This window comes from Achromobacter sp. ACM02, assembly GCF_014851605.1.
Lineage (GTDB): Bacteria > Pseudomonadota > Gammaproteobacteria > Burkholderiales > Burkholderiaceae_B > Achromobacter > Achromobacter aegrifaciens.
The window spans coordinates 671666-695973 of record NZ_JACUZY010000003.1; the positions used below are offsets into that span (position 1 = coordinate 671666).

A 24308-nucleotide genomic window follows, 5' to 3' on the forward strand; every position below is an offset into this window, starting at 1 on the left:
CCGTCCTGTTCAGGCGTTGGGGGTGTAGGGATGCGCCGCCTTCCAGTGGCGCGCGATGTCCAGGCGCCGGCAGACCCAGACGCGGTCATGGCTGGCAATGTGGTCCAGGAAGCGCTGCAGCGCAGTGATGCGGCCGGGCCGGCCCAGCAGGCGGCAATGCATGCCGATGCTCATCATCTTGGGGGCCTCGTCGCCTTCGGCGTAGAGCGCGTCGAAGCTGTCCTTCAGGTACTGGAAGAAGGGATCTGCGTGCGAATAGCCCTGCGGCAGCGCGAAGCGCATGTCGTTGCAGTCCAGCGTGTAGGGCACGATCAGTTGCGGCACGACGCTGCCGTCCGTTTTCTGTACGCGCATCCAGAAGGGCAGGTCGTCGCCGTAGTAGTCGCTGTCGTACTCGAAGCCGCCGTAGTCGGCCACCAGACGCCGCGTGCGCGGACTGTCGCGTCCGGTGTACCAACCCAGCGGACGGCTGCCGGTCAATTGCGTGATCGCGTCCATGGCCAGGCGCATGTGTTCGCGCTCGGTGGCCTCGTCGATGTGCTGATAGTGGATCCAGCGCCAGCCGTGGCAGGCGATTTCGTGTCCCAGCTCGACGAAGGCGGCGGTCAGCTCGGGGTGGCGCTGCAAGGCCATGCCGACGCCGAACACCGTCAGCGGCAGGCCGCGCTTCTCGAATTCGCGCAGGATGCGCCAGACGCCGGCGCGCGAGCCGTACTCGTAGATGCCTTCCATGCTGAGGTGGCGCTCGGGATAGCTGGCGGGGTTGAACATTTCCGACAGGAACTGTTCGGACCCGGCGTCGCCATGCAGCACGCTGTTTTCGCCGCCTTCCTCGTAATTCAGCACGAACTGCACCGCGATGCGCGCCTGCCCCGGCCATCGGGCATGCGGCGGATTGCGGCCGTAGCCGGCCAGGTCGCGGGGGTAGGGGAGCGTGGAATCGTAGACGGTCATGGACAGGCGGGCGGAGTGCAACGGCGCGCGGCGGCCGGGCGTGGGTGGGCGGACGACTTCCTGATGATCAGCACCATAGCTGGAAATCCTAGTTATGTATACAAACTATGTACATAATTTTGCGGAGGCGACGTTGTCGGGAAGGTCCGGCCACGGAAAAAAGCCCAGCCGGCGGACACGCCGGCTGGGCTGCGCTTCCTGCGCTCATCATGGGCGCTGGCGGCCAGGGCTGGCAAGCCCTGGGGCAAGGCTGGACTTTCAGCGCAAGTCGCCGCAAGGCCAGCCGAAGGCGCCGTAGGCGCCCTTATCCGTTGCGGTAGAGAAAGCTGTAGGCGTTGATCGCCGGCACCCCTCCCAGGTGCGCATACAGAACCCGCGAACCGGCCGGAATCTCGCCGCGGCGGATGATGTCCATCATGCCCTGCATGGATTTTCCTTCGTAGACCGGGTCGGTCATCATGCCCTCGAGCCGGGCGCAGAGGCGGATGGCCTCGTTGGTCTCGGCCGAGGGCAGGCCGTAGGCCGGATAGGCATAGCGGGTGTCCAGCACCACGTCGCGCTCTTCGATGGCAGTCCCGAGTCCGACCATATCGGCCGTGCGCCGCGCGATGCGCAGGATCTGCGCGCGGGTTTGCTCGGGCGTGCCCGAAGCGTCGATACCGATGACGCGGTCCGCGCGGCCATCCGCCGCAAAGCCCACCACCATGCCGGCCTGCGTACTGCCCGTGACGGCGCAGACGACGATGTAGTCGAACTTGAAGCCCAGCTCGGCTTCCTGGCGCCGCACTTCCTCGGCGAAGCCGACGTAGCCCAGGCCGCCAAGTTCATGGTCGGATGCGCCGGCCGGAATCGCGTAGGGCTTGCCGCCGCGCTTGCGGACGTCTTCCAGCGCCTCTTCCCAGCTGCGGCGAAAGCCGATGTCGAACCCCTGGTCCACAAGACGCACGTCGGCGCCCATCAGGCGGCTCATCATGATGTTGCCGACCCGGTCGTAGACCGCGTCTGAATAGTCCACCCAGTTTTCCTGCACCAGCACGCAGGCCAGGCCCAGCTTGGCGGCCACCGCAGCCACCATGCGGGTGTGGTTGGACTGGATGCCGCCGATGGTGACCAGCGTGTCGCAGCCCTGTTCCAGCGCCTGCGGGATCAGGTACTCCAGCTTGCGCAGCTTGTTGCCGCCGAACGCGAGGCCGCTGTTGCAGTCTTCGCGCTTGGCGTAGATCTCGACCTTGCCGCCCAGATGCGTGGACAGGCGCTCGAGCTTTTCGATGGGGGTGTCGCCGAAGGTCAGGCGATGGCGCGGAAATCGTTGCAGATCCATGGGACTCTCCTGGGCCGGGCCGGGTGGCGCGGATGGAAAAATCATAGGAATTTCAAGGATTTGCCGTCAATTGCGTATTTTTATTATTTAAAAGGAAAATAATTAAATAAACGTCCAGGTTTCTATTTAATATTTCCTGATTGGCTTTTTGATCGAAATTTAATTTTCAGGGACGTATCAAATGCCGGCAAATTCTGAGCTGGACCGCATCGATCGCCACATCCTGCGCGTGCTGCAGCAGGACGCGCAGATCACCAACCTGGAGCTGAGCGCGCGCGTCCACCTGAGCCCGGCCGCCTGCCTGCGCCGCGTGGAAAAGCTCAAGAACGAGGGCGTCATCCGCAAGACTGTCGCCCTGCTGGAGCCGGCGGAAGTGGACATGGCCACCCTGGTCATCGTGGGCGTGGTGCTGGACCGCTCCACGCCGGAGTCCTTCACCGATTTCGAAGCCGCGGCGCGCGGCATCAGCGGCTGCCTGGAATGCCACCTGGTGGCCGGCGAGTTCGACTACTTCCTGATGCTGCGCATCCGTGATCTGGAACGCTTCAACAAGCTGCATGCGGGCGAGATCATCAAGCTGCCCGGCGTACGCCAGATCCGCACCTTTTTCGTCCTGAAAGAGATCCTGTCGACCACCGAATTGCCCGTATGAACGAGGCTAATGCGCAACACTGCAATTTCTACCAGTGAAAATGATGCGGCGCGGCATTTTGGGTTGCCGGAAATTGAATGCGAGTAGACGGCGCAATGGAAGGGGTTGCCTGGACATTCCAATGCTGCATGACGGCATTCCGAATGCGCTTTTGCGTCACGCAAACGCAAGAAGACGTCCTTAAACTCAAAGGGCTATACTCTTATCCCATACGGCTTTTAAGGCTTGTACGCGCCTTCTGCCCCTGCTATCCGCCTAACGGGAAGCCCGTGTCGCGGAAGGTTTTCCTGCATCGTGTCGAGTGAAGCACTCGTAAAGGTGAAGCGATATGTCTTCGGAAATAGAATCTCTATCCACGTCTTATCTCTTTGGGGGTAACGCCCCTTATGTTGAGGAGCTTTACGAAGCCTACCTCGACAATCCCGGTTCGGTACCTGACAACTGGCGCGAATACTTCGACCAGCTGCAACACGCTCCCGCTACCGACGGCCAGGAATCCACCCGCGACCAGGCCCACGCTCCCATCGTCGAATCGTTCGCCCAGCGCGCCAAGGCCAATGCCTTCGTGCAACGCGCGGCCGAACCCGACCTGACCGTGGCCAGCAAGCAGGTTTCGGTGCAGTCGCTGATCGCGGCCTACCGCTCCCTGGGTTCGCGCTGGGCCGACCTGGATCCGCTCAAGCGCCAGGAACGTCCCCCGATCCCCGAACTCGATCCGGCCTTCTACGGCCTGACCGAAGCCGATCTGGACCAGACCTACTCGGCCACCAACACCTACTTCACGACCGCCAGCACGATGACGCTGCGCGACATCCTGAAGGCGCTGCGCGACACGTACTGCCGCAGCATCGGTGCCGAATTCACGCACATCTCCGACCCCGCCGCCAAGCGCTGGATCCAGGAACGCCTGGAAGCCACCCTGGGCGCGCCCGCCTACTCGGCCGAAGAAAAGCGCCACATCCTGCAGCAGCTGACCGAGTCCGAAGGCCTCGAGCGCTTCCTGCACACCAAGTACGTCGGCCAGAAGCGCTTCTCGCTGGAAGGCGGCGAAAGCTTCATCGCCTCGATGGACGAAGTGGTGAACCACGCCGGTGAAAACGGCGTCCAGGAAATCGTGGTCGGCATGGCCCACCGCGGCCGCCTGAACCTGCTCGTGAACATCATGGGCAAGATGCCCGGCGACCTGTTCGCCGAGTTCGAAGGCAAGCACGCCGAAGGCCTGACCGACGGCGACGTGAAGTACCACAACGGCTTCTCCAGCGACCTGTCCACCCGTGGCGGCCCGGTCCACCTGTCGCTCGCGTTCAACCCGTCCCACCTGGAAATCGTCAACCCCGTGGTCGAAGGCAGCGCGCGCGCCCGCCAGGAACGCCGCGGCGACGCCGAAGGCAAGCAAGTGCTGCCGGTGCTGGTGCACGGCGACGCGGCCTTCGCCGGCCAGGGCGTGGTCATGGAAACCCTGAACCTGGCCCAGACCCGCGGCTACGGCACGGGCGGCACGCTGCATATCGTCATCAACAACCAGATCGGCTTCACCACGTCCGACCCCCGCGACTCGCGCTCGACGCTGTATTGCACCGACGTGGTCAAGATGATCGAAGCGCCGGTGTTCCACGTCAACGGCGACGATCCCGAAGCCGTCGTGTTCGTGACCAAGCTGGCGCTGGACTACCGTCTGCAGTTCCGCCACGACGTGGTCGTGGACATCGTCTGCTTCCGCAAGCTGGGCCACAACGAGCAAGACACCCCGTCGCTGACGCAGCCCCTGATGTACAAGCGCATCGGCCATCACCCCGGCACGCGCAAGCTGTACGCCGACAAGCTGACCACGCAAGGCGTGCTGGCCGACGGCGAAGCCGATCAGCTCGTCAAGGATTACCGCCAGCTGATGGAAGACGGCCAGCGCACCATCGAACCGGTGCTGACCGACTACAAGAGCAAGTACGCCATCGACTGGTCGCCGTTCCTGGGCGCCAAGTGGACCGACCAGGCCGACACCGCCGTGCCGCTGGCCGAACTCAAGCGCATCGGCGAACGCATCACCAGCGTGCCGGAAGGCTTCACGGTGCACCCGCTGGTCGCCAAGCTGCTGAACGACCGCCGCACCATGGCCAAGGGCGAAATGAACCTGGACTGGGGCATGGGCGAACACCTCGCCTTCGCGACCCTGGTGTCCTCGGGCTACGCCATCCGCATCACCGGCCAGGACTCGGGCCGCGGCACGTTCACGCACCGCCATGCCGTGCTGCACGACCAGAACCGCGAACGCTGGAACGACGGCACCTACATTCCGCTGCAGAACGTCTCGGAAGGCCAGGCTCCGTTCACCGTCATCGACTCCGTGCTGTCCGAAGAGGCTGTGCTGGGCTTTGAATACGGTTACTCCAGCGCCGAACCCAACACGCTGACCATCTGGGAAGGCCAGTTCGGCGACTTCGTCAACGGCGCCCAGGTCGTGATCGACCAGTTCATCAGCTCCGGCGAAGCCAAGTGGGGCCGCCAGTCGGGCCTGACCCTGATGTTGCCGCACGGCTACGAAGGCCAGGGTCCCGAGCACTCGTCGGGCCGCATCGAGCGCTTCCTGCAGCTGTGCGCCGACAACAACATGCAAGTGGTCCAGCCGACCTCCGCGTCGCAGATCTTCCACGTGCTGCGCCGTCAGATGATCCGTCCGTTCCGCAAGCCGCTGGTGCTGTTCACGCCCAAGTCGCTGCTGCGCAACAAGGACGCCGGTTCGCCCCTGACCGACCTGGCCGGCGGCAGCTTCCGCCCGGTCATCGGCGAGGTCGACGAGGCCATCGACGCCAGCAAGGTCAAGCGCGTGCTGGCTTGCTCGGGCAAGGTCTACTACGATCTGGTCAATGCCCGCCGCGAGCGTGGCGCCGACAACGTTGCGATCGTCCGCGTCGAACAGCTGTATCCGTTCGCGCACAAGTCGTTCGAAACGGAACTGCGCAAGTACCCGAAGGCAACCGAAGTGATCTGGGTTCAGGACGAACCGCAGAACCAGGGCGCCTGGTTCTACGTTCAGCATCACGTGTACGAGAACATGGTCGAAGGCCAGAAGCTGGGTTACGCCGGCCGCGCCGCGTCGGCATCGCCGGCCGTGGGCTACCTGGCCAAGCACCAGGAGCAGCAGAAGGCCCTGATCGAAACGGCTTTCGCGCCCAAGTTCAAGGTCATGTTGACGAAGTAACACTCGCTTGATGCACGCGCCGCGCGCGCAGGTTTCTGGAATTCCGATTCGAAGCTTGCCGCGCAGCGCGACCAGAACACAAACTTTACGGAACAAACAAAATGGCTATTACCGACGTCGTCGTCCCCCAACTCTCCGAATCCGTCTCCGAAGCGACGCTGCTGACCTGGAAGAAGCAGCCGGGCGCTGCCGTTGAAGCGGACGAAATCCTGATCGAAGTCGAAACCGACAAGGTCGTGCTGGAAGTGCCGGCTCCCGCTTCGGGCGTGCTGGCTGAAATCGTCAAGGGCGACGGCAGCACCGTCACCTCCGGCGAAGTGCTGGCTCGCATCGACACCGCCGGCAAGGCCGCCGTTGCCGCCGCCGCGCCCGCCGCCGAAGCGCCCAAGGCCGCCGAGCAAGCCGCTGCCGCTCCGGCCGCCGCTTCCGCTTCGTCGGCTGCCGCCGGCGTGGCTTCGCCCGCCGCTGCCAAGATCCTGGCCGAGAAGGGCGTTGACGCCGCTTCCGTGGCTGGCTCCGGCCGCGACGGCCGCGTGACCAAGGGCGATGCCCTGGCCGCCAGCGCGCCCGCCAAGGCCGCTCCGGCCAAGGCCGCCGCTCCGGTCGCGCCCCCGACGCTGTCGCTGGACGGCCGTCCGGAACAGCGCGTGCCGATGAGCCGCCTGCGCGCCCGCATCGCCGAGCGCCTGCTGCAATCGCAACAGGAAAACGCGATCCTGACCACGTTCAACGAAGTGAACATGCAGGCCGTCATCGACCTGCGCAACAAGTACAAGGACAAGTTCGAGAAAGAGCACGGCATCAAGCTGGGCTTCATGTCGTTCTTCGTCAAGGCCGCCGTTGCCGCGCTGAAGAAGTTCCCGCTGATCAACGCCTCGATCGACGGCAAGGACATCATCTACCACGGCTACTTCGACATCGGTATCGCTGTCGGCAGCCCGCGCGGCCTGGTTGTGCCGATCCTGCGCAACGCCGACCAGCTGTCGATCGCCGACATCGAAAAGACCATCGCCGACTTCGGCCGCCGCGCCGCTGACGGCAAGCTGGGCATTGAAGAAATGACCGGCGGCACGTTCTCGATCTCCAACGGCGGCGTGTTCGGCTCGATGCTGTCGACCCCGATCATCAACCCGCCGCAATCGGCCATCCTGGGCGTGCACGCCACCAAGGATCGCGCCGTGGTTGAAAACGGCCAGATCGTCATCCGCCCGATGAACTACCTGGCGCTGTCCTACGACCACCGCATCATCGACGGCCGCGAAGCCGTGCTGGGCCTGGTCGCCATGAAGGACGCCCTGGAAGATCCGCAGCGCCTGTTGCTGGACCTGTAATCTCGACGCCCCGGCCCGGCGCCCACCCGACCCCTGGGTCTTGCGGCGCCCTGGCCGGCTTATTGCCGGCCCGCAGGGCGGGGCGTGCTCCACTCAATACCTCATCGCGAGAACACTATGTCCAAACAATTTGACGTCGTCGTCATTGGCGCGGGCCCCGGCGGCTACATCGCCGCCATCCGCGCCGCGCAGCTCGGCATGTCGGTGGCTTGCATCGACGCCTGGCAGAACGGCCAAGGCGGCCCGGCTCCCGGCGGCACCTGCACCAACGTCGGCTGCATCCCGTCCAAGGCGCTGCTGCAATCGTCCGAGCACTACGAACAAGCCAATCACCACTTCGCCGAGCACGGCATCGAAGTCAAGGGCGTCAGCCTGAAGCTCGACACGCTGATCGGCCGCAAGAACACGGTGGTCAAGCAGAACAACGACGGCATCCTGTACCTGTTCAAGAAGAACAAGGTCACGTTCTTCCATGGCAAGGGCGCGTTCGCCGGCCAGGTTGAAGGCGGCTGGGCCATCAAGGTCACCGGCACCGCCGAGGAAGACCTGGTTGCCAAGCACGTGGTGGTCGCCACCGGTTCGTCGGCGCGCGAGCTGCCCGGCCTGCCGTTCGACGAAAAGGTCGTGCTGTCCAACGACGGCGCGCTGAACATCGGCGCCGTGCCGAAGACGCTGGGCGTGATCGGCGCCGGCGTGATCGGCCTGGAAATGGGCAGCGTGTGGCGCCGCCTGGGTTCCGAAGTCACCATCCTGGAAGCCATGCCGGAATTCCTGGCAGCCGCTGACGGCCAGGTGGCCAAGGAAGCCCTGAAGGCCTTCACCAAGCAAGGCCTGAACATCCAGATGGGCGTCAAGATCGGCGAGATCAAGGCGACCGCCAAGTCCGTCACCGTGCCCTACGTCGACGCCAAGGGCGCCGAGCAGAAGCTGGTGGTCGACAAGCTGATCGTCTCGATCGGCCGCGTGCCTTACACCGGCGGCCTGAACGCCGACGCCGTGGGCCTGAAGCTGGACGAGCGCGGCTTCATCGCCGTGGACGGCGACTGCAAGACCAACCTGCCGAACGTCTGGGCAGTCGGCGACGTGGTGCGCGGCCCGATGCTGGCGCACAAGGCCGAGGAAGAAGGCGTGGCGGTTGCCGAGCGCATCGCCGGCCAGCACGGCCACGTCAACTTCGACACCGTGCCGTGGGTTATCTACACCTCGCCGGAAATCGCCTGGGTCGGCAAGACCGAGCAGCAGCTCAAGGCCGAAGGCCGCGAGTACAAGGCTGGCAGCTTCCCCTTCCTGGCCAACGGCCGCGCCCGCGCGCTGGGCGACACCACCGGCTTTGCCAAGGTGATCGCCGATGCCAAGACCGACGAGGTCCTGGGCGTGCACATCGTGGGCCCGATGGCCTCGGAACTGATCTCGGAAGCCGTGACCATCATGGAATTCCGTGGCGCAGCCGAAGACATCGCCCGCATCTGCCACGCGCACCCGACGCTGTCGGAAGCCGTGAAGGAAGCCGCATTGGCCGTGGACAAGCGCGCATTGAACTTCTGATACGCGCATAGCCGATGCAAGACGGGGGCGGGTTCACGGATCCGCCCTTTTTTCATTCTGCTTTTCCTGCTCCCACATGAACGTCCGCGAATACTACGAACACGCCCTGGCCGAACGCGGCTACAAGCCCGACGAAGCCCAGAAAAAGGCGATCGACCGGCTGCAGCGCTATTTCGACGAATGGGTCAAGTTCAAGTCGATGCGCTCGAACGCGCTGAAGAAGCTGCTGAACCGCCCCGACGTGCCGCGCGGCGTGTACCTGTGGGGCGGAGTGGGGCGGGGCAAGAGCTTCCTGATGGACGCCTTCTACGCCACCGTGCCCGTGGTGCGCAAGACGCGCCTGCACTTCCACGAATTCATGCGCGGCGTGCACCGCGAACTCGAAGAAGTGAAGGGCATGCAGGATCCGCTGGACGAAGTGGCCAGGCGCGTGGCCAAACGCTACCGCCTGATCTGCTTCGACGAGTTCCACGTGTCCGACGTGGCCGACGCGATGATCCTGCACCGGCTGCTGTTCAAGCTGTTCGAGTACGGCACGTCCTTCGTGATGACGTCCAACTACGAGCCCTCGACCCTGTATCCGGACGGCCTGCACCGCGACCGCATCCTGCCCGCGATCCAGCTGATCCAGGCGCGCATGGACATCATGAACGTGGACGCCGGCGTGGACTACCGCCGCCGCTCGCTGGAACAGGTGCAGTGCTATCACACGCCGCTGGACGAGCGCGCCCAGAATGCATTGCAGGAAGCGTTCGACAGCCTGGCCGACACGCCGCCCCAGGATCCGGTGCTGCATATCGAGCACCGCGAGATCCGCGCGCTGGCGCTGGGCGGATCGGTGGTGTGGTTCGATTTCGCCACGCTTTGCGGCGGGCCGCGTTCGCAGAACGATTATCTGGAGTTGGCCAACCGCTTCCATGCGGTGATCCTGTCGGGCGTGCCGCGCATGGGACCGCGCCAGGCTTCGGAGGCGCGCCGCTTTACCTGGCTGATCGACGTGTTCTATGACCACCGCGTCAAGCTCATCATGTCCGCCGAGTGCGAACCCGAGGAGATCTACACGGAAGGCGCGCTGGCCAATGAATTCCACCGCACGGTCTCGCGCATCCTGGAAATGCAGTCGCGCGAGTACCTGGAATCGGAACGCCGCCACACCGTGTCGTTGTAGTCGCGCCGCATCTGTCCGAATTTTCCGGGCAGATCGCGGTTGAAATTGGTAATACAAGTCATTATCAATTAAGATTTGGAGACTTCTGGTCCAGCACCGCAGTTTCCAACGTGTCTTCCACCCTCTTGTCCGCATCGGCCGCGCGCACCGACCCTTCCGCCGCGCCCGTCGATGGCCTGTACCGCGATCACCGCCCCTGGCTGTTCGGCTGGCTGCGCCGCAGGCTTGGCTGCGAGCACCGGGCCGAAGACCTGGCGCAAGACGTGTTTCTGCGCGTGATCCAGGGCCGCAAGGCGGTGCGCGCCGGCGAAGCACGCGGACTGCTGACCACCATTGCCAAGGGCCTGGTGGTGGACCACCAGCGGCATGCGGCATTGGAACGGGCCTATCTCGCCTACCTGGCCGCCATACCCGAGGCTTATGCGCCGTCCCCCGAAGAGCAGACCGAGCAACTGCAATCGCTGGCGCGGCTGGACCGTCTGCTGGACGGCTTGCCGCCCAAGGCGCGTTCCGCGTTCCTGCTGTCGCAGCTCGACGGGCTGACCTATCCCGAGATCGCCCAGCGGCTTGAAGTCTCCTTGAGTTCGGTGCAGCAATACATGGTGCGCGCCATGACCGCGTGCTACGCGGCCTTTGATGACTAGCGCCGCGGACCCCGTCGCCGACCAGGCGATCGCCTGGTGGGTGCGGCTGCAATCCGGCCTGGCCGGTGCGGCAGAGCGGCAGTCCTGCGAGGCATGGCTGGCGCAGGATCCCGCGCATCGCTGCGCGTGGGATCGCTTGCAGCGCATCAGTCAGGATGCGCGGCGCGTGCCGGCGGCGTTGGCGCATGACGCGCTGACGCGTTCTGCATCGTCCTCGCCCCGATCGGCCGGCCGTCGCACGGTATTGCGCGGATTGCTGGCTGTTGGCGGCACGGCTTTTACCGGTTGGGCGGGCTACCGGCATACGCCGTGGCAGCGACTGGCGGCGGACCTCAGCACCGGCACAGGCGAACGGCTGGCCGTTGCGGTGGCTGATGGATTGCACATCACCTTGAACAGCGACAGCGCGGTGCGCCTGCACTTGCAGGACGATGCCCGCGGCCTGGACCTGTTGCGCGGCGAAGTGCTGGTGCGGACCGAAATGCGGCCCGCCATGGCGGCTCTGCGCGTGGATACCGGGCATGGCGAACTGCGCGCCGAACGGGCGCGCTTTGACCTGCGGCGCACCGCCGAAGGCGCGCGCTTGGGCGTGTACGAAGGCAGCGTGACGCTACTGCGCGGCGGCGTGGCTACGCATGCGGAAGCCGGGGAGCGCCTGGAATTCTCCGAGCATGGCGAAGTCGGCCGTCTTGCCTCCGATCCCGACCGGCTGGCCTGGACCGACGGGCTGGTGGTGGCCAAGGACTGGCGCCTGGACTACTTCGCGCAATACCTGGCTCGCCAGCGCCTGGGCATGATCCGGGTGGATCCGGCGGTGGCCGGTCTGCGGCTGTCGGGCGTATTTCCGCTGGATGACGCCGAGCGTGCGCTCAAGGCACTGGAGCCCGCCTTGCCCATCCGCGTGACGCGGCATACGCAGTATTGGCTGCAGGTCGGTCCGCGCGAGGCCTGAGTGTTACAAATTTTTTTGCCTGCGGCTTGCAGGTTTTCCGATCCCGTACGGAAGGCAGGGATAGATACCACCGTACAGGGAGAGTTTTGTGTCCGCTTCATCTCACTCGCGCTTGCGCGCCCCCTTGTCTGCCGGCCGCATGGCCCTGCTGGCCGCCATGTGCGCGGGCGGGCTTGCCGCCGGCATGCCGCAGGCCTGGGCGCAGCCGGCGCCCGCTACCGCGAACGCGCCGCGCAGCTACCAGATCGCTGCCGGCTCCTTGGCCGATGCCCTGACGCAGTTCGCGCGCAGCGCTGGCGTGGTCCTGTCGTTCGATCCGGCGCTGGTGCGGGGACGCCGCTCGGACGGGTTGGACGGCGCCTACTCGGTGGGCGCGGGATTCGCCCGCATCCTGTCGGGCAGCGGTTTGCAGGCGCGTGCGCAGTCGGGCAATACCTGGACGCTGGTGCAGGTTGCCGCACCCGCGGGCGACACGCCCACGCTGGCGCCGGTGACCGTGTCGGGCATGTCCGACAGCGCAATCACGACGGTGGGCTACGTGGCTACGGTGAGCGCCAGCGCCACCAAGACCGACACGCCGCTGATCGAAACGCCGCAGTCGGTATCGGTTGTCACGCGCGAGCAGATCACGGAGCAGGGCGCGCAGACACTGAACCAGGTGCTGCGCTACACCGCGGGCGTGGCCACCGAATCGCGCGGCGCCACCGCCACGCGCCTGGACCAGTTCAGCGTGCGCGGCTTTCAGGCTTCGTCCTACCTGGACGGCTTGCGAGTATTCGGCGGGCGCGACGCCTTGCCGCAGGTGGACACCTATCGCCTGGAGCGCGTGGATGTGCTGAAGGGACCGGCCTCCGTCATGTACGGGCAGGGCGGTCCGGGCGGCGTGGTCAACCAGGTCAGCAAGCGCCCGCTGGAAGAGACGCTGCGCGAGGTCGAGGTGCAGGTCGGCAACTATGACTATCGTCGCGCCAACTTCGATTTCGGCGGTCCGGTCGATGAAGGCGGCAAGTTCCTGTACCGCCTGGTCGGTTCGGGCTACATGTCCGACGGCCAGGTCAAGGACACCAAGGAACGCCGCTACTTCGTGTCGCCGGCCTTTACCTGGAAGCCCAGCAGCGACACGACGCTGACGGTGCTGACCAACTTCCAGCGCGATCCCGACATGGGTTCCTATGGCAGCGTGCCGGCCATGCGCACGCTGCTTTCCGCGCCCGACGGCATCCGCCTGCCGGCCGATTACTACGACGGCGACGCCAATTTCGAAAAGAGCGACCGCAAGAGCTATTCGCTGGGCTATGTGCTGGAGCACCGCTTCAATGACAACATCAAGGCATCGCAAAGCCTGCGCTGGACGCGCGCGGAAGCGCAGTACCGCAGCATCTACGGCGCGATGACCAATAACTACGGCTATACCGACAAGACCTACCGCTACCAGCAGCGCGCGTCGATCGCGACTGATGTGGACGTGGGCGCGCTGGTGCTGGACAACAATGTGCAGGCGCGCTTCAACACCGGCCCCTTCGCCCACACCACGCTGCTGGGCTTTGACTATCAGCACGTCAAGACCGACACGCTGTCCGGCTTTGGCACCGCGCCCGCGCTGGATGTGCTGAACCCGAACAATCATCAGAACATCCCGGCTCCGGCGTTCTCGACGGATGCGACCAACAAGCAGTACCAGACCGGCCTGTACTTCCAGGACCAGATCAAGATCGATCGCCTCTCGGTGTTGCTGGGTGGCCGCTACGACTGGTCGCGCACCGTGGGCGAGACCACCACGATCGCCACCGGACGGGTCGCGCCGTCCTCGCTGAATGCGGAGAAGTTCACGGGCCGCCTGGGTGCGATCTACAACTTCGACAACGGCGTGGCGCCGTACTTCAGCTATTCGGAATCGTTCGAGCCGCAGTCCGGCACGGGCTGGCAGAACAAGCCGTTCAAGCCGATCGAAGGCAACCAGTACGAGGTCGGCATCAAGTACCAGCCGCCGGGCAGCGCCACGCTGCTGTCGTTTGCGGCGTTCGACATCCGCCGCGAGAACATGACCACCACCGATCCGGATCCGACCCACATCTGCGGCACGGCGGGCGGACGCTGCTCGATCCAGGCGGGCGAGCTGCGCACGCAGGGCATCGAGCTCGAAGCCAAGACCGAGCCCCTGCGCGGCCTGACGCTGGTGGCTGCTTACTCCTTGATGGACAACGAGTACTCCAAGGGCTATCCCAACGCCGCGGGCATGAACCTGAAGGGCAAGACGCCGGTGGGCGTGCCTTCGCAACAGGCGTCCGCCTGGGCCCGCTACCAGTTGCAGGACGGTCCGCTGGCGGGCGTGGGGGTGGGTGGCGGCGTGCGCTACATCGGTTCCTCGTATGCCAACGAGACCAACACCCTGAAGGTGCCGTCGGTCACGCTGTTCGACCTGATGCTGGACTACGACCTGGGCCGCGCGTCGCCGTCGCTCAAGGGCATGCAGGTGGCGCTGAACGTGCAGAACCTGTTCGACAAGGAATACATCGCGTCGTGCTCGGGCGATTCCTGGTGCTGGTACGGCTACCAGCGCTCCATCAAGGCCAGCCTGCGCTATCGCTGGTAAGTCTTGCTGCTAGTTCGAAGTGAGAATGGTTATAATTTAAAACCCTCCGAATCGGGCTTGGGCCGCGGGGCTGGTCCGATCCGGTCCTCTAAAGGAAATCAATAATGACATTCGCAAGAACCTTGGCCGCCATTGCCCTGTTGGGCACGGCGGGCGCCGCGCAGGCGCATTTCGTTTGGTTGGAACGCAGCGCCGAGGGACCGGCCAAGGCGTATTTCGGGGAATGGGCGGATGACGTGCGCGAAAAGCGTGACGGCCTGCTCGGCAAGATCATGGTCGCGCCCGTCGTTACGGGCGCCGATGGCAAGCCGCTGAAGGCCTCGGGCGAAGGCGCCGACTTCCTCGAATTCGCGGCGGCGGGCAAGGGCGACGTGCGCTTGCGCCAGGCCTACCAGTTCAAGGACACCCTGGTGCAGTACGGCGCCAAGGCCGGCCGCGCGGACACCGAGGGCAAGCTGGACCTGGAACTCGTGCCGGTCGCGGCGGGGACCAACGCCTTCGTGCTGCAGTTCAAGGGCAAGCCGCTGGCGAAGACGGAAGTCACCGTATTCGGCCCGCCCAAGTGGGAGAAGCGCTTCCACAGCGATGAGAACGGCCGCATCGAAATCACCACCCCGTGGCCCGGCCAGTACGTGCTCGAAGCCGCCCACGTCGAAGACAAGGCGGGCGAGGCCGACGGCAAGGCATACGCCAAGATCCGCTACGTTTCCACTACTACCTTCAACGTGTCCCAGTGAAAGCTCCCGCTGCCGGCGCAGGCATGATGCGCTACCGTCTGGCCGTCTTTTCTAGGGCGGCGGCCGCCATCCTGGGCGGCTATGTTCTGGCGTCGGCGGCAGCCGCCTGCCTGGCGATCTGGCTGCCCATGCGGCGGCCGGACGCCGTGGTCACGGCGCAGATGCTGTCCTTTGTGTTCTACGCCTGCGGCGTGATCTGGGTTTTTGCCACGCGCAATGCCTGGCGCGCCTGGGCCGGCGTGCTGGCGCCCGCCGCGCTCCTGGGCGGGCTGTTCGCGATCGGCCGCGCGATGGGGGCGGCATGAAGGCGAAAGTGGAAAAGGCGCCGGGCGAGGAAGGCCTGCGCCAATCCATGTCCTGGCTGCACACCTGGTCGGGACTGATCTTCGGCTGGGTGCTGTTCGCGATGTTCCTGACCGGCACGCTGGCGTTCTTCCGCCCCGAGATCACGGCCTGGATGCAGCCCGAGATCCAGACGCGGCCCGCGCCTGCGGCGCAGTCCGTGACTGCTGCACAGAACTACCTGGCGGAACATGCGCCCGACGCCACGCGCTGGTTCATCACGCCGCCGTCCGACCGCGAACCGCTCATCCAACTGCTCTACCAAGTGCCCAAGCCCAAGCCGGGCGAACGCGGTTTCGTGCGCGTGAAGCTGGACCCCGCCACCGGCCAGGCCCTGACCGCGCGCGAGACGCGTGGCGGCGACTTCTTCTACCGCTTCCATTTCGAACTGGAAACCGCGTTTCCCTGGGGGCGCTGGCTGGCCAGCATCGCCGGCATGTTCATGCTGGTGGCCATCATCAGCGGCATCATCACCCACAAGAAGATATTCACCGACTTCTTCACGTTCCGGCCCGGGAAAGGCGGGCAGCGCGCCTGGATGGACGGCCACAACGCCTTGTCCGTGCTGGGGCTGCCGTTCCACCTGATGATCACGTTCAGCGGGCTGGTGCTGTTCATGGCCATGCTGATGCCGGCCGGCACACTGGCCGTCTACGAGAGCCCCAGGCAGTATTCCGACGAGGTCTTCAAGTCCTTCAGGATCACTCCCGCGCGCAACGAGCCCGCGCCGCTGACCGCGCTGGCGCCGCTGGTGGAGCAGGCGCAGCAGCACTGGCAAGGCGGCCGGGTGGGGCGCATTACCGTCAATCATCCCGGCGATGCCGGCGCGACCGTGACCCTGGTGCGCGACGCCGCGGATGGCGTGTCGTTCGGCAAGCTGGCGCCCTACATGCGTTTTGACGGCGTCACGGGCGCATTCCAGGAAGGCGAGGACGAGCTCGGCGCCACGGCGCGTACGGCGGGCGTCATCGTCGGCCTGCACCTGGGATTGTTTGCCGAACCGTTTTTGCGCTGGCTCTATTTCCTGGTCAGCATGGCGGGCACGGCGATGGTGGGCACGGGCCTGGTCCTGTGGATCGCCAAGCGGCGGCAGAAGGCGCGTCCGGGGGCGCGCGAAGCGTTTTCGTTGCGCCTGGTCGACGCGCTCAACGCCGGCACGGTCGCTGGCCTGTTCATCTCGATCGCCGCCTTTTTTTGGGCCAACCGCCTCCTGCCGATCGACCTGGCGGGCAGGCAGTTCTGGGAATCGCGCGCCTTCTTCGCCGTCTGGGGCTTGTCGCTGGTCTACGCCTTCCTGTTCCAGCGCAGCAAGTGGCGCGACCTGTTGGCCGCGGCCGCGGCCTCCCTGGCGCTGGTGCCGGTGGTCAACGCCCTGACGACCTCGCGCCATCTCGGGGTGTCGCTGCCTGCGGGCGATTGGGTCATGGCTGGTTTTGACCTGACCTGCCTGGCCGGGGCGCTGCTGCTGGCCTGGATGGCGCGCAAGGCGGCCCGCGCCAGCAAAGCGGGCGCCAAGGCGCCCGCCAAGGGCCGCGCCGCATCCAAGCCGTCCCAGCCCGCCTACGAACCTAGAGGTGATACGCCATGACGCTAGCTGCCTTCTGCCTGGCCTACGCGGGCTTTTCCGCCCTGTGCCTGGGCATGGACCGCCACTACGAAGACCTGTTCGACCGCGCGCTGCCGCGGCGTCACAGGTTGCCTTTGCGCCTGTTCGGCTGGGGGGCGCTGGCTTTGTCCTTGTGCGCCTCGGCGGCGGTCTGGGGCTGGAGCTACGGCACGGTGGAATGGATCGGCATTCTGAGCATCGCCGGGCTGCTCCTGATCTGGTTCCTGACGTTCCGGCCGCGCGCCGCGCTGACCGCGGGCGGGCTGTGCGCGCTGGCGGCGCCAGTGTTGGCCGTCCTGTAGCCGCGCGCCCGGCAAGTTACACTGGGCGTTTCCCCCAGCAAACGCCTCTTCGCCTCATGAATACCCGCGTCCTCACCGGCATCACCACCTCTGGAACTCCCCACCTCGGCAACTACGCGGGCGCGATCCGTCCCGCCGTTCAGGCCAGCGCGCAGCCCGGCGTGGACGCATTCTTCTTCATGGCGGATTACCACGCCCTCATCAAGTGCGACGACCCTGCCCGCGTGGCGCGCTCGCGCCTTGAAATCGCCGCGACCTGGCTGGCGGTGGGCCTGGACCACGAGCGCGTGACCTTCTACCGCCAGTCGGACATCCCCGAGATCCCCGAGCTGACCTGGCTGTTGAACTGCGTCACGGCCAAGGGCCTGATGAACCGGGCGCACGCCTATAAGGCGTCGGTGGACCAGAACACGGAAAAGGGTCTGGAACCGGACGATGGCGTGACCATGGGCCTGTTCTCGTACCCGGTGCTGATGGCCGCTGACATCGTCATGTTCAACGCCAACAAGGTGCCGGTGGGCCGTGACCAGATCCAGCATCTGGAAATGGCGCGCGACATCGCCCAGCGCTTCAACCACCTGTACGGCCGCGACTATTTCACGCTGCCGGAAGTGGTGATCGAAGAAGACGTGGCGACCTTGCCGGGCCTGGACGGCCGCAAGATGTCCAAGAGCTACAACAACACCATTCCGCTGTTCGAGGGCGGCGCCAGCGCGCTGCGCGCGGCGGTGATGCGCATCGTGACCGATTCGCGCGCGCCGGGCGAACCCAAGGACGCCGAGAACTCGCACCTGTACACCATCTACCGCGCCTTCGCCACGCACGAACAGGCTGCCGCGCTGCGCAAGCAGCTCGAAGAAGGCATGGGCTGGGGCGAAGCCAAGCAGGCGCTGTACGACCACCTGGAAAACCTGCTGGCGCCCATGCGCGAGAAGTATTTCGACCTGATGGCCAACCCTGGCCGCATCGAAGACATCCTGCAGGCCGGCGCCGCCAAGGCGCGCAAGCTGGCCACGCCTTTCATGCAGGAACTGCGCCAGGCCGTGGGCCTGCGCAACCTGGAAGCCGGCTCGGGCGCCAAGGCCGCGCAGCCCAAGAAGGAAAAGGGCAAGGGCGCGCGCTTCGTCAGCTTCCGCGACGAGGACGGCAGCTTCCGTTTCCGCCTGCTGGCAGCGGATGGCGAGGAACTGCTGTTGTCGCAGCGTTTCGCCGATCCGAAGGAAGCCGGCGCGTTGATGCGCCGTCTGCAAGCGGAACCGGCCGATGCGGTGCTGAAGGCCGATGGGCAAGGCTATGCCGCGATGATCGACGGCGTGGCCGTGGCCACCGCGCCGGCTGGCGCGCAAGACGAATCCGGCGCCTTGCTGGAACGCGCGCGCGCCGCGCTGTCGTCTTTGTCGCAGGAATAAACCCAAGGGGCCGGCGCGCAGCCGGCCCGGCGGTTCAGGCCGCGCGGGCGCTGGCTACGATGCGCCCGTCGCGCACCTCGAAGCGCTGGGCGCTGCCCTGTCCGGCGATTTCCAGCATGTCGCCTTCCGTGTAGCCCGTGACATTCGGGCAGTCCAGCCATTCGGGGTTGATGAACGGGAAGTACTTGAGCGTGCCGCTGCCCTGGCTGGCAAAATCGAAGGTGGTGTTGGCGACCACTTCCGGATCCCATTGGCTGGCATCGAAAGTCAGCGCGCAACCCGCGCCGATACGGTAGGTGATGCTGGCGCCCATGCTGGCGAATCCCAGTGCGCCGACGTGCAACTGCGCCCCATTGCTCAATTCGATGATGCGGCTGCCCAGCCGCTCCAGCGTGATGTGCTTGAAACTGACTTCGGCGCCATCGACAAGCAGGTGCGAATACTGGCCCAGGGTGATTTCGCTGTAGACGCCGCTGGCGTTGGCTTCCTTGGCGGTGAGGGTTGCCGTTTCATTGGCGGCAAGCGTGATGGTATGGGACATGGCTGGGCGGATCTCCGGTCGTTCGGGGCAGGGCGCTGTTGTTCTTGTGCTGCTCCCCGGCAGGCGCTATGCGCCTTGGCTCGCCTGCTCGCGGGGGGCTTGTGCCGCCTTGCGGCCTGGCGCCGCCGGGTTTTATTATTTGGACACAATTAGATATTTTCTATCATTTTTGATAGGTTTGGCTTGAGAGAAAACAAGTAACCCGCCTCTTTACGGGTAAGCCCTAGGTAAAAAAAACCGGCGCATCAGGCGCCGGTTTTCCGTGGGGCGGGTCTCGCTCAACGCTTGAGCTTGGCGAACGCGTCCGCCATGGCGCTGTTCATGCCGGCGCCGGCCCCGGCGCCGCCGCGGCTGCCGTCGCCCTGCGGACGGCGGTTGCGGTCGCCGCCCTTGGGGGCGTCGCCGCTGCGGCGGGCGGGAGCTGCGGTGTCGTTCAGGCGCATGGTCAACGCGACGCGCTTGCGCGCCACGTCCACTTCCAGCACCTTCACGCTGACCGTCTGGCCCACCCGCACGACGTCGCGCGGATCCTTCACGAACTTTTCGGCAAGGGCCGAGATGTGGACCAGGCCGTCCTGGTGCACGCCGATGTCCACGAACGCGCCGAAGTTCGCCACGTTGGTCACAACGCCTTCCAGCACCATGCCCGGGTACAGGTCGTTCAGGGTTTCGACGCCTTCCTTGAACTGCGCCGTCTTGAACTCCGGACGCGGATCGCGGCCGGGCTTTTCCAGTTCGGCGAAGATGTCGCGCACCGTCGGCAGGCCGAAGCGCTCGTCGGTGAAGTCGGACGGCGACACGCCCTTGAGCGCTTCGCGCTGGCCGATGATCTGCTTCACCTCGGCCTTGATCTTGGCGACGATGCGTTCGACCACCGGATAGGCTTCGGGGTGGACCGACGAGGCGTCCAGCGGGTTGTCGCCGTTGGGAATGCGCAGGAAGCCCGCGGCTTGTTCGAATGCCTTGTCGCCAAAGCGCGGCACCTTGCGCAGGATCTCGCGGGTCGGGAAGGCGCCGTTCTCGTCGCGCCAGGCGACGATGTTCTTGGCCAGCAGCGAATTCAGGCCGGACACGCGGGCCAGCAGGGCGGCCGACGCGGTGTTCACGTCCACGCCCACGGCGTTCACGCAATCCTCGACCACGGCGTCCAGCGAACGCGCCAGCTCGCGCTGGTTGACGTCGTGCTGGTACTGGCCCACGCCGATGGCCTTGGGATCGATCTTGACCAGTTCGGCCAGCGGATCCTGCAGGCGGCGGGCGATGGATACGGCGCCGCGCAGCGTCACGTCCAGGTCGGGGAATTCCTGGGCCGCGGTTTCAGACGCCGAATAGACGGAAGCGCCGGCCTCGGAGACCACCACGCGGGTGACCTTCAGGTCCGGGAAGCGTTCCATCATGTCGCCCACCAGCTTCTCGCTTTCGCGCGAGGCGGTGCCGTTGCCGATGGCGATCAGGTCGACCTTGTGGCGCGCCACAAGGGCGGCCAGCGTGTTGATGGTGCCGTCGCGGTCGCGGCGCGGTTCGAACGGGTAGACGGTGGTGGTGTCCACGACCTTGCCGGTCTGGTCGATCACGGCGACCTTGCAACCGGTGCGGATGCCGGGGTCCAGGCCCAGCACGGCCTTGGGGCCGGCGGGCGCGGCCAGCAGCAGGTCCTTCAGGTTGGCGGCGAACACCCGGATGGCTTCGGCTTCGCCGCTTTCGCGCAGGCGGCCGATCAGCTCGCTTTCGAACGCCGTCAGCAGCTTCACGCGCCAGGTCCAGCGGCAGACTTCGCCCAGCCAGCGCGCGCGCGGCGTGGCGTCCAGCGCGAACAGGCCGTTGCCCAGCTTGAGGAAGCCGGCGATGCGGGCCACGCAGGGATGCGGCGTCTGCGCTTCCAGTTCGGCTTCCAGGCCCAGGCGCAGTTCCAGCACGCCTTGCTGGCGGCCGCGCAGCAGCGCCAGGATACGGTGCGAGGGCAGGGTGCGCAGCGGTTCGTTGAAGTCGAACCAGTCGCGGAAATTGGCGCCCTCGGTTTCCTTGCCGTCGACCACCTTGGAATGGATCAGGCCGGTGGACCACAGGTGCTCGCGCATGTCGGCCAGCAGATCCGCGTTTTCCGCGTAGCGCTCGGCCAGGATGTCGCGCGCGCCGTCGAGCGCGGCCTTGGCGTCGTTGATGGACGCTTCGGGATTCAGGTATTGCGCGGCGAGCGCGGCGGGGTCGCAGGCGGGATCGGCGAGGATGCCGTCGGCCAGCGGCTCCAGGCCCGCTTCGCGGGCGATCTGGGCGCGGGTGCGGCGCTTGGGCTTGTACGGCGCGTACAAGTCTTCCAGGCGCTGCTTGGTGTCGGCCGTGGCGATTTCCTGCTGCAGCGCTTGCGTGAGCTTGCCCTGTTGCGAGATGGATTCAAGAATGGAGCCGCGGCGCTCTTCGAGTTCGCGCAGATAGCCCAGGCGCACTTCGAGATTGCGCAGCACGGTATCGTCCAGGCCGCCCGTGGCTTCCTTGCGATAGCGGGCGATGAAGGGCACGGTGGCGCCATCGTCCAGGAGTTCCACCGCCGAAGCGATCTGGGAGGCGCGCGTGCCCAGCTCGGTGGCGAGCTGCGCGACGATGCGGGCGTTGTCGACGCCGGCGGCGACGTACGTGATAGCGGAAGTTTCAGACATCTCGATACGACGACAAAAAGGAAAAACAAGGGGCGGATTGTGCCATAAGCCGCTGTTACAAAACGTGCCAGGGTGGACGGATATGTCCCCCTCGCGACGGCCTGGCGGCCAATCCGCGGCCCGGCAGCGGGTATCATTTGGTCCTTTCCCACCCAAGTGTCTGGCGCCCGAACCGCAACCGGCACCGGTTCACCGTTGACTCGCTATGCTGGACCTGGATATCTCCGAATTCTTCGACGCCGACGGGCCTTTGGCCACGGCTTTGCCCGGCTACAAGCCCCGGCCTTCACAGGTCGAACTCTCGCAGGCCATAGGGCAGGCCATCCAGGACCGCGCCACCTTGGTGGCGGAGGCAGGCACCGGCATCGGCAAAACCTGGGCCTATCTTGTACCCGCCTTCATCCAGGGCGGCAAGGTGCTGATTTCCACGGGTACGCGCACCCTGCAGGACCAGCTTTTCGCCCGTGACCTGCCGCGCGTGCGCGCGGCGTTGGCCGCGCCGGTGACGGCCGCGCTGCTCAAGGGCCGCGGCAACTACGTCTGTCATTACCACCTGGACCGCCTGCAGGGCGACGAGCGCGCGCTGAAGTCGCGCACCGAAATCCAGCAGTTGCGCCAGATCCAGGTGTTCGCGGGCATTTCCAAGACGGGCGACCGCGGCGACCTGGCGCAGGTACCGGAAGACGCCGACATCTGGCAGCGCGTGACCTCCACGCGCGAGAACTGCCTGGGCCAGGAATGCCCGCGCATCCGCGACTGCTTCGTGGTGAAGGCGCGCCGCCAGGCGCAGGAAGCCGACGTGGTGGTCGTGAACCATGCCCTGTTCATGGCCGACCTGGTGCTGCGCGAAGAGGGCGTGACCGACCTGCTGCCCGAAGCGGACACCGTGATCTTCGACGAAGCGCACCAGTTGCCGGACACGGCCACCCGCTTTCTGGGCAGCAGCGTGTCCACGCACCAGTTGCTGGATTTCGGCCGCGCGCTGGAAGCGGCCGGCCTGGCCTACGCGCGCGAAGCCGCCAAATGGAGCGACGTCAGCCGCCATGTGGAAACGGCGGCGCGCGAGCTGCGCCTGGTCTGTGCGCCGCTGGACCGTATGCCCGGCCGCAAGGCGACTTTCGAGGTCATCCCCAATCCCGAGGAATTCGACGAAGCGCTGTTGGCGCTGCGCGAGGCCGTGGACGGCGCGGCCAAGGCGCTGGGCGCGGTGGCCGAAAAGCACCCGGACCTGATGGCGGCCGCGCGCAGCGGCGCCGAGATTTCGGTGCGGCTGAAGCGCTGGGCCACGCCGGGCCGGGCGGGCGCAGACCATTCCGACGAAGGCTGGGGCCGCGACGACCAGGCGTCCGAACCCGTCGTGCAACCGGCGCTGGGCGATGGACTGCCCACGCCTGCCGCCATCCTGGAGGGCGCGGCCGCGGCGGAACAATGGACCGGCCCGGCGGTGCGCTGGGTCGAACACGGGCAGCACCACGTGCGCCTGCATTCGGCGCCGCTGTCGGTGGCCCAGGCTTTTTCCAAGTACCGCAAGCCGGGCCAGGCCTGGATCATGACCTCGGCCACGCTGTCCGTGAACGGCGAGTTCACGCACTTCACCAGCCAGCTGGGGCTGGAGAAGGCGCGCACGGGCAAATGGGAATCGCCCTTCGACTATCCCGAACAGGCCTTGCTGTTCGTGCCGCGCGGCATGCCCGAACCGCAATCGCCGCAGTTCCTCGACCGCTTCGTGCAGACCCTGCTGCCGCTGCTGGAGGCCAGCCCTGGCGGCACGCTGGTGCTGTGCACGACGCTGCGCGCGGTGGACAAGGTCGCCAACCTGCTGGCCGACGCCTTCGACGATGCCGGCCATGAATGGCCATTGCTCAAGCAGGGCGAGGGCACGCGCCGCGATCTGCTGGACCGCTTCTGCAAACTGGAGCATCCGGTGCTGGTGGGCAGCGCCAGTTTCTGGGAAGGCATAGACCTGCCCGGCGACGTGCTGACCCTGGTGGCGATCGACAAGCTGCCGTTCGCGCCGCCCGACGATCCGGTCATCGAGGCGCGCCTGCGCGCCTGCCGTGCGCATGGCGGCAATCCCTTTGCGGAATACCAACTGCCCGAAGCCGCGATCTCGCTCAAGCAGGGCGCGGGCCGTCTGATCCGTACGGAATCGGACTGGGGAGTGCTCATGGTGGGCGACGCGCGCCTGGTCGAAAAGCCTTATGGCAAGCGCCTGTGGCGCGGTCTGCCGCCGTTCGCGCGGACGCGCGAACTGGAAGAAGTACTGGCGTTCTACCGGCGCAAGCAGGAACCGCAGGACTAGCGGCCGTTCACGCCACAATCAGCCAGCCCTGGGGGCTGCCCGCGCCAGCGGGCCCCCCT

18 protein-coding genes are annotated in these 24308 nt (G+C 66.0%); 14 read left to right on the plus strand and 4 right to left on the minus strand.

Going from position 1 to position 24308, the window contains the following annotated elements; genetic code table 11:
* Window positions 1-9: 9 nt before the first annotated feature.
* Window positions 10-954, minus strand: a complete 945-nt coding sequence (puuE, locus tag IB258_RS11965) for an allantoinase PuuE (protein ID WP_054450757.1) — start codon at window positions 952-954, stop codon at window positions 10-12.
* 304 nt (window positions 955-1258) lie between these two features.
* Window positions 1259-2275 (minus strand): 1-aminocyclopropane-1-carboxylate deaminase, encoded by a 1017-nt coding sequence (locus tag IB258_RS11970; protein WP_119450938.1) that lies wholly within the window; start codon window positions 2273-2275, stop codon window positions 1259-1261.
* 181 nt (window positions 2276-2456) lie between these two features.
* Between IB258_RS11970 and IB258_RS11975 the strand changes: the two genes are divergently transcribed.
* The 13 genes from IB258_RS11975 to IB258_RS12035 all read left to right on the plus strand — a co-directional run bounded on the left by IB258_RS11975 (window position 2457) and on the right by IB258_RS12035 (window position 18752).
* A complete protein-coding gene (locus IB258_RS11975; RefSeq protein WP_054450761.1) occupies window positions 2457-2927 on the plus strand; it encodes an Lrp/AsnC family transcriptional regulator in 471 nt (156 codons plus the stop codon).
* 328 nt (window positions 2928-3255) lie between these two features.
* Entirely contained in the window at window positions 3256-6123 is a 2868-nt protein-coding gene (locus tag IB258_RS11980; RefSeq protein WP_054450764.1) for a 2-oxoglutarate dehydrogenase E1 component, read from the plus strand.
* A gap of 101 nt (window positions 6124-6224) precedes the next feature.
* Window positions 6225-7454 (plus strand): 2-oxoglutarate dehydrogenase complex dihydrolipoyllysine-residue succinyltransferase, encoded by a 1230-nt coding sequence (gene odhB, locus IB258_RS11985; RefSeq protein WP_192352615.1) that lies wholly within the window; start codon window positions 6225-6227, stop codon window positions 7452-7454.
* 117 nt (window positions 7455-7571) lie between these two features.
* A complete protein-coding gene (gene lpdA, locus IB258_RS11990; protein ID WP_119450936.1) occupies window positions 7572-8999 on the plus strand; it encodes a dihydrolipoyl dehydrogenase in 1428 nt (475 codons plus the stop codon).
* 76 nt (window positions 9000-9075) lie between these two features.
* Window positions 9076-10167, plus strand: coding sequence for a cell division protein ZapE (zapE, locus tag IB258_RS11995; RefSeq protein ID WP_059374633.1), 1092 nt, complete (start codon window positions 9076-9078; stop codon window positions 10165-10167).
* Between the two features lie 110 nt (window positions 10168-10277).
* On the plus strand, window positions 10278-10811 hold the full coding sequence (locus IB258_RS12000) for a sigma-70 family RNA polymerase sigma factor (RefSeq protein WP_082400675.1): 534 nt from the start codon (window positions 10278-10280) through the stop codon (window positions 10809-10811).
* Window positions 10804-11763 (plus strand): FecR domain-containing protein, encoded by a 960-nt coding sequence (locus tag IB258_RS12005; RefSeq protein WP_175163666.1) that lies wholly within the window; start codon window positions 10804-10806, stop codon window positions 11761-11763. Before IB258_RS12000 ends, IB258_RS12005 begins: the two co-directional genes overlap by 8 nt.
* Window positions 11764-11902: 139 nt before the next feature.
* Window positions 11903-14356 (plus strand): TonB-dependent siderophore receptor, encoded by a 2454-nt coding sequence (locus IB258_RS12010; protein WP_370539825.1) that lies wholly within the window; start codon window positions 11903-11905, stop codon window positions 14354-14356.
* A gap of 104 nt (window positions 14357-14460) precedes the next feature.
* Entirely contained in the window at window positions 14461-15093 is a 633-nt protein-coding gene (locus tag IB258_RS12015; RefSeq protein WP_119450933.1) for a DUF4198 domain-containing protein, read from the plus strand.
* 23 nt (window positions 15094-15116) lie between these two features.
* Window positions 15117-15398 carry a DUF3649 domain-containing protein gene (locus IB258_RS12020; protein WP_054450781.1) on the plus strand — a complete coding sequence of 94 codons (282 nt, stop codon included), beginning with the start codon at window positions 15117-15119 and terminating at the stop codon, window positions 15396-15398.
* Window positions 15395-17023, plus strand: coding sequence for a PepSY domain-containing protein (locus tag IB258_RS12025; protein ID WP_192352617.1), 1629 nt, complete (start codon window positions 15395-15397; stop codon window positions 17021-17023). The genes IB258_RS12020 and IB258_RS12025 overlap by 4 nt, the downstream gene beginning before the upstream one ends.
* The gene (locus IB258_RS12030; RefSeq protein ID WP_054450784.1) at window positions 17020-17343 is read left to right on the plus strand and encodes a DUF3325 domain-containing protein; all 324 of its coding nucleotides are present in this window, start codon (window positions 17020-17022) and stop codon (window positions 17341-17343) included. The genes IB258_RS12025 and IB258_RS12030 overlap by 4 nt, the downstream gene beginning before the upstream one ends.
* 56 nt (window positions 17344-17399) lie before the next feature.
* Complete coding sequence (locus tag IB258_RS12035) at window positions 17400-18752, plus strand: tryptophan--tRNA ligase (protein WP_054450785.1); 1353 nt, start codon at window positions 17400-17402, stop codon at window positions 18750-18752.
* A 34-nt stretch (window positions 18753-18786) separates the two neighbouring features.
* Here IB258_RS12035 and IB258_RS12040 read toward each other — a convergent pair whose 3' ends face one another.
* Both IB258_RS12040 and tex read right to left on the minus strand, forming a co-directional pair.
* Window positions 18787-19293: a hypothetical protein gene (locus tag IB258_RS12040; protein ID WP_192352618.1), complete on the minus strand. Its 507-nt coding sequence runs from the start codon at window positions 19291-19293 to the stop codon at window positions 18787-18789.
* Between the two features lie 278 nt (window positions 19294-19571).
* The gene (tex, locus tag IB258_RS12045; protein WP_054450789.1) at window positions 19572-21947 is read right to left on the minus strand and encodes an RNA-binding transcriptional accessory protein Tex; all 2376 of its coding nucleotides are present in this window, start codon (window positions 21945-21947) and stop codon (window positions 19572-19574) included.
* 205 nt (window positions 21948-22152) lie between these two features.
* On the opposite strand from tex, the gene IB258_RS12050 reads away from it, so the two are divergent.
* Complete coding sequence (locus IB258_RS12050) at window positions 22153-24249, plus strand: ATP-dependent DNA helicase (RefSeq protein WP_192352619.1); 2097 nt, start codon at window positions 22153-22155, stop codon at window positions 24247-24249.
* The last annotated feature ends 59 nt before the right edge of the window (window positions 24250-24308 follow it).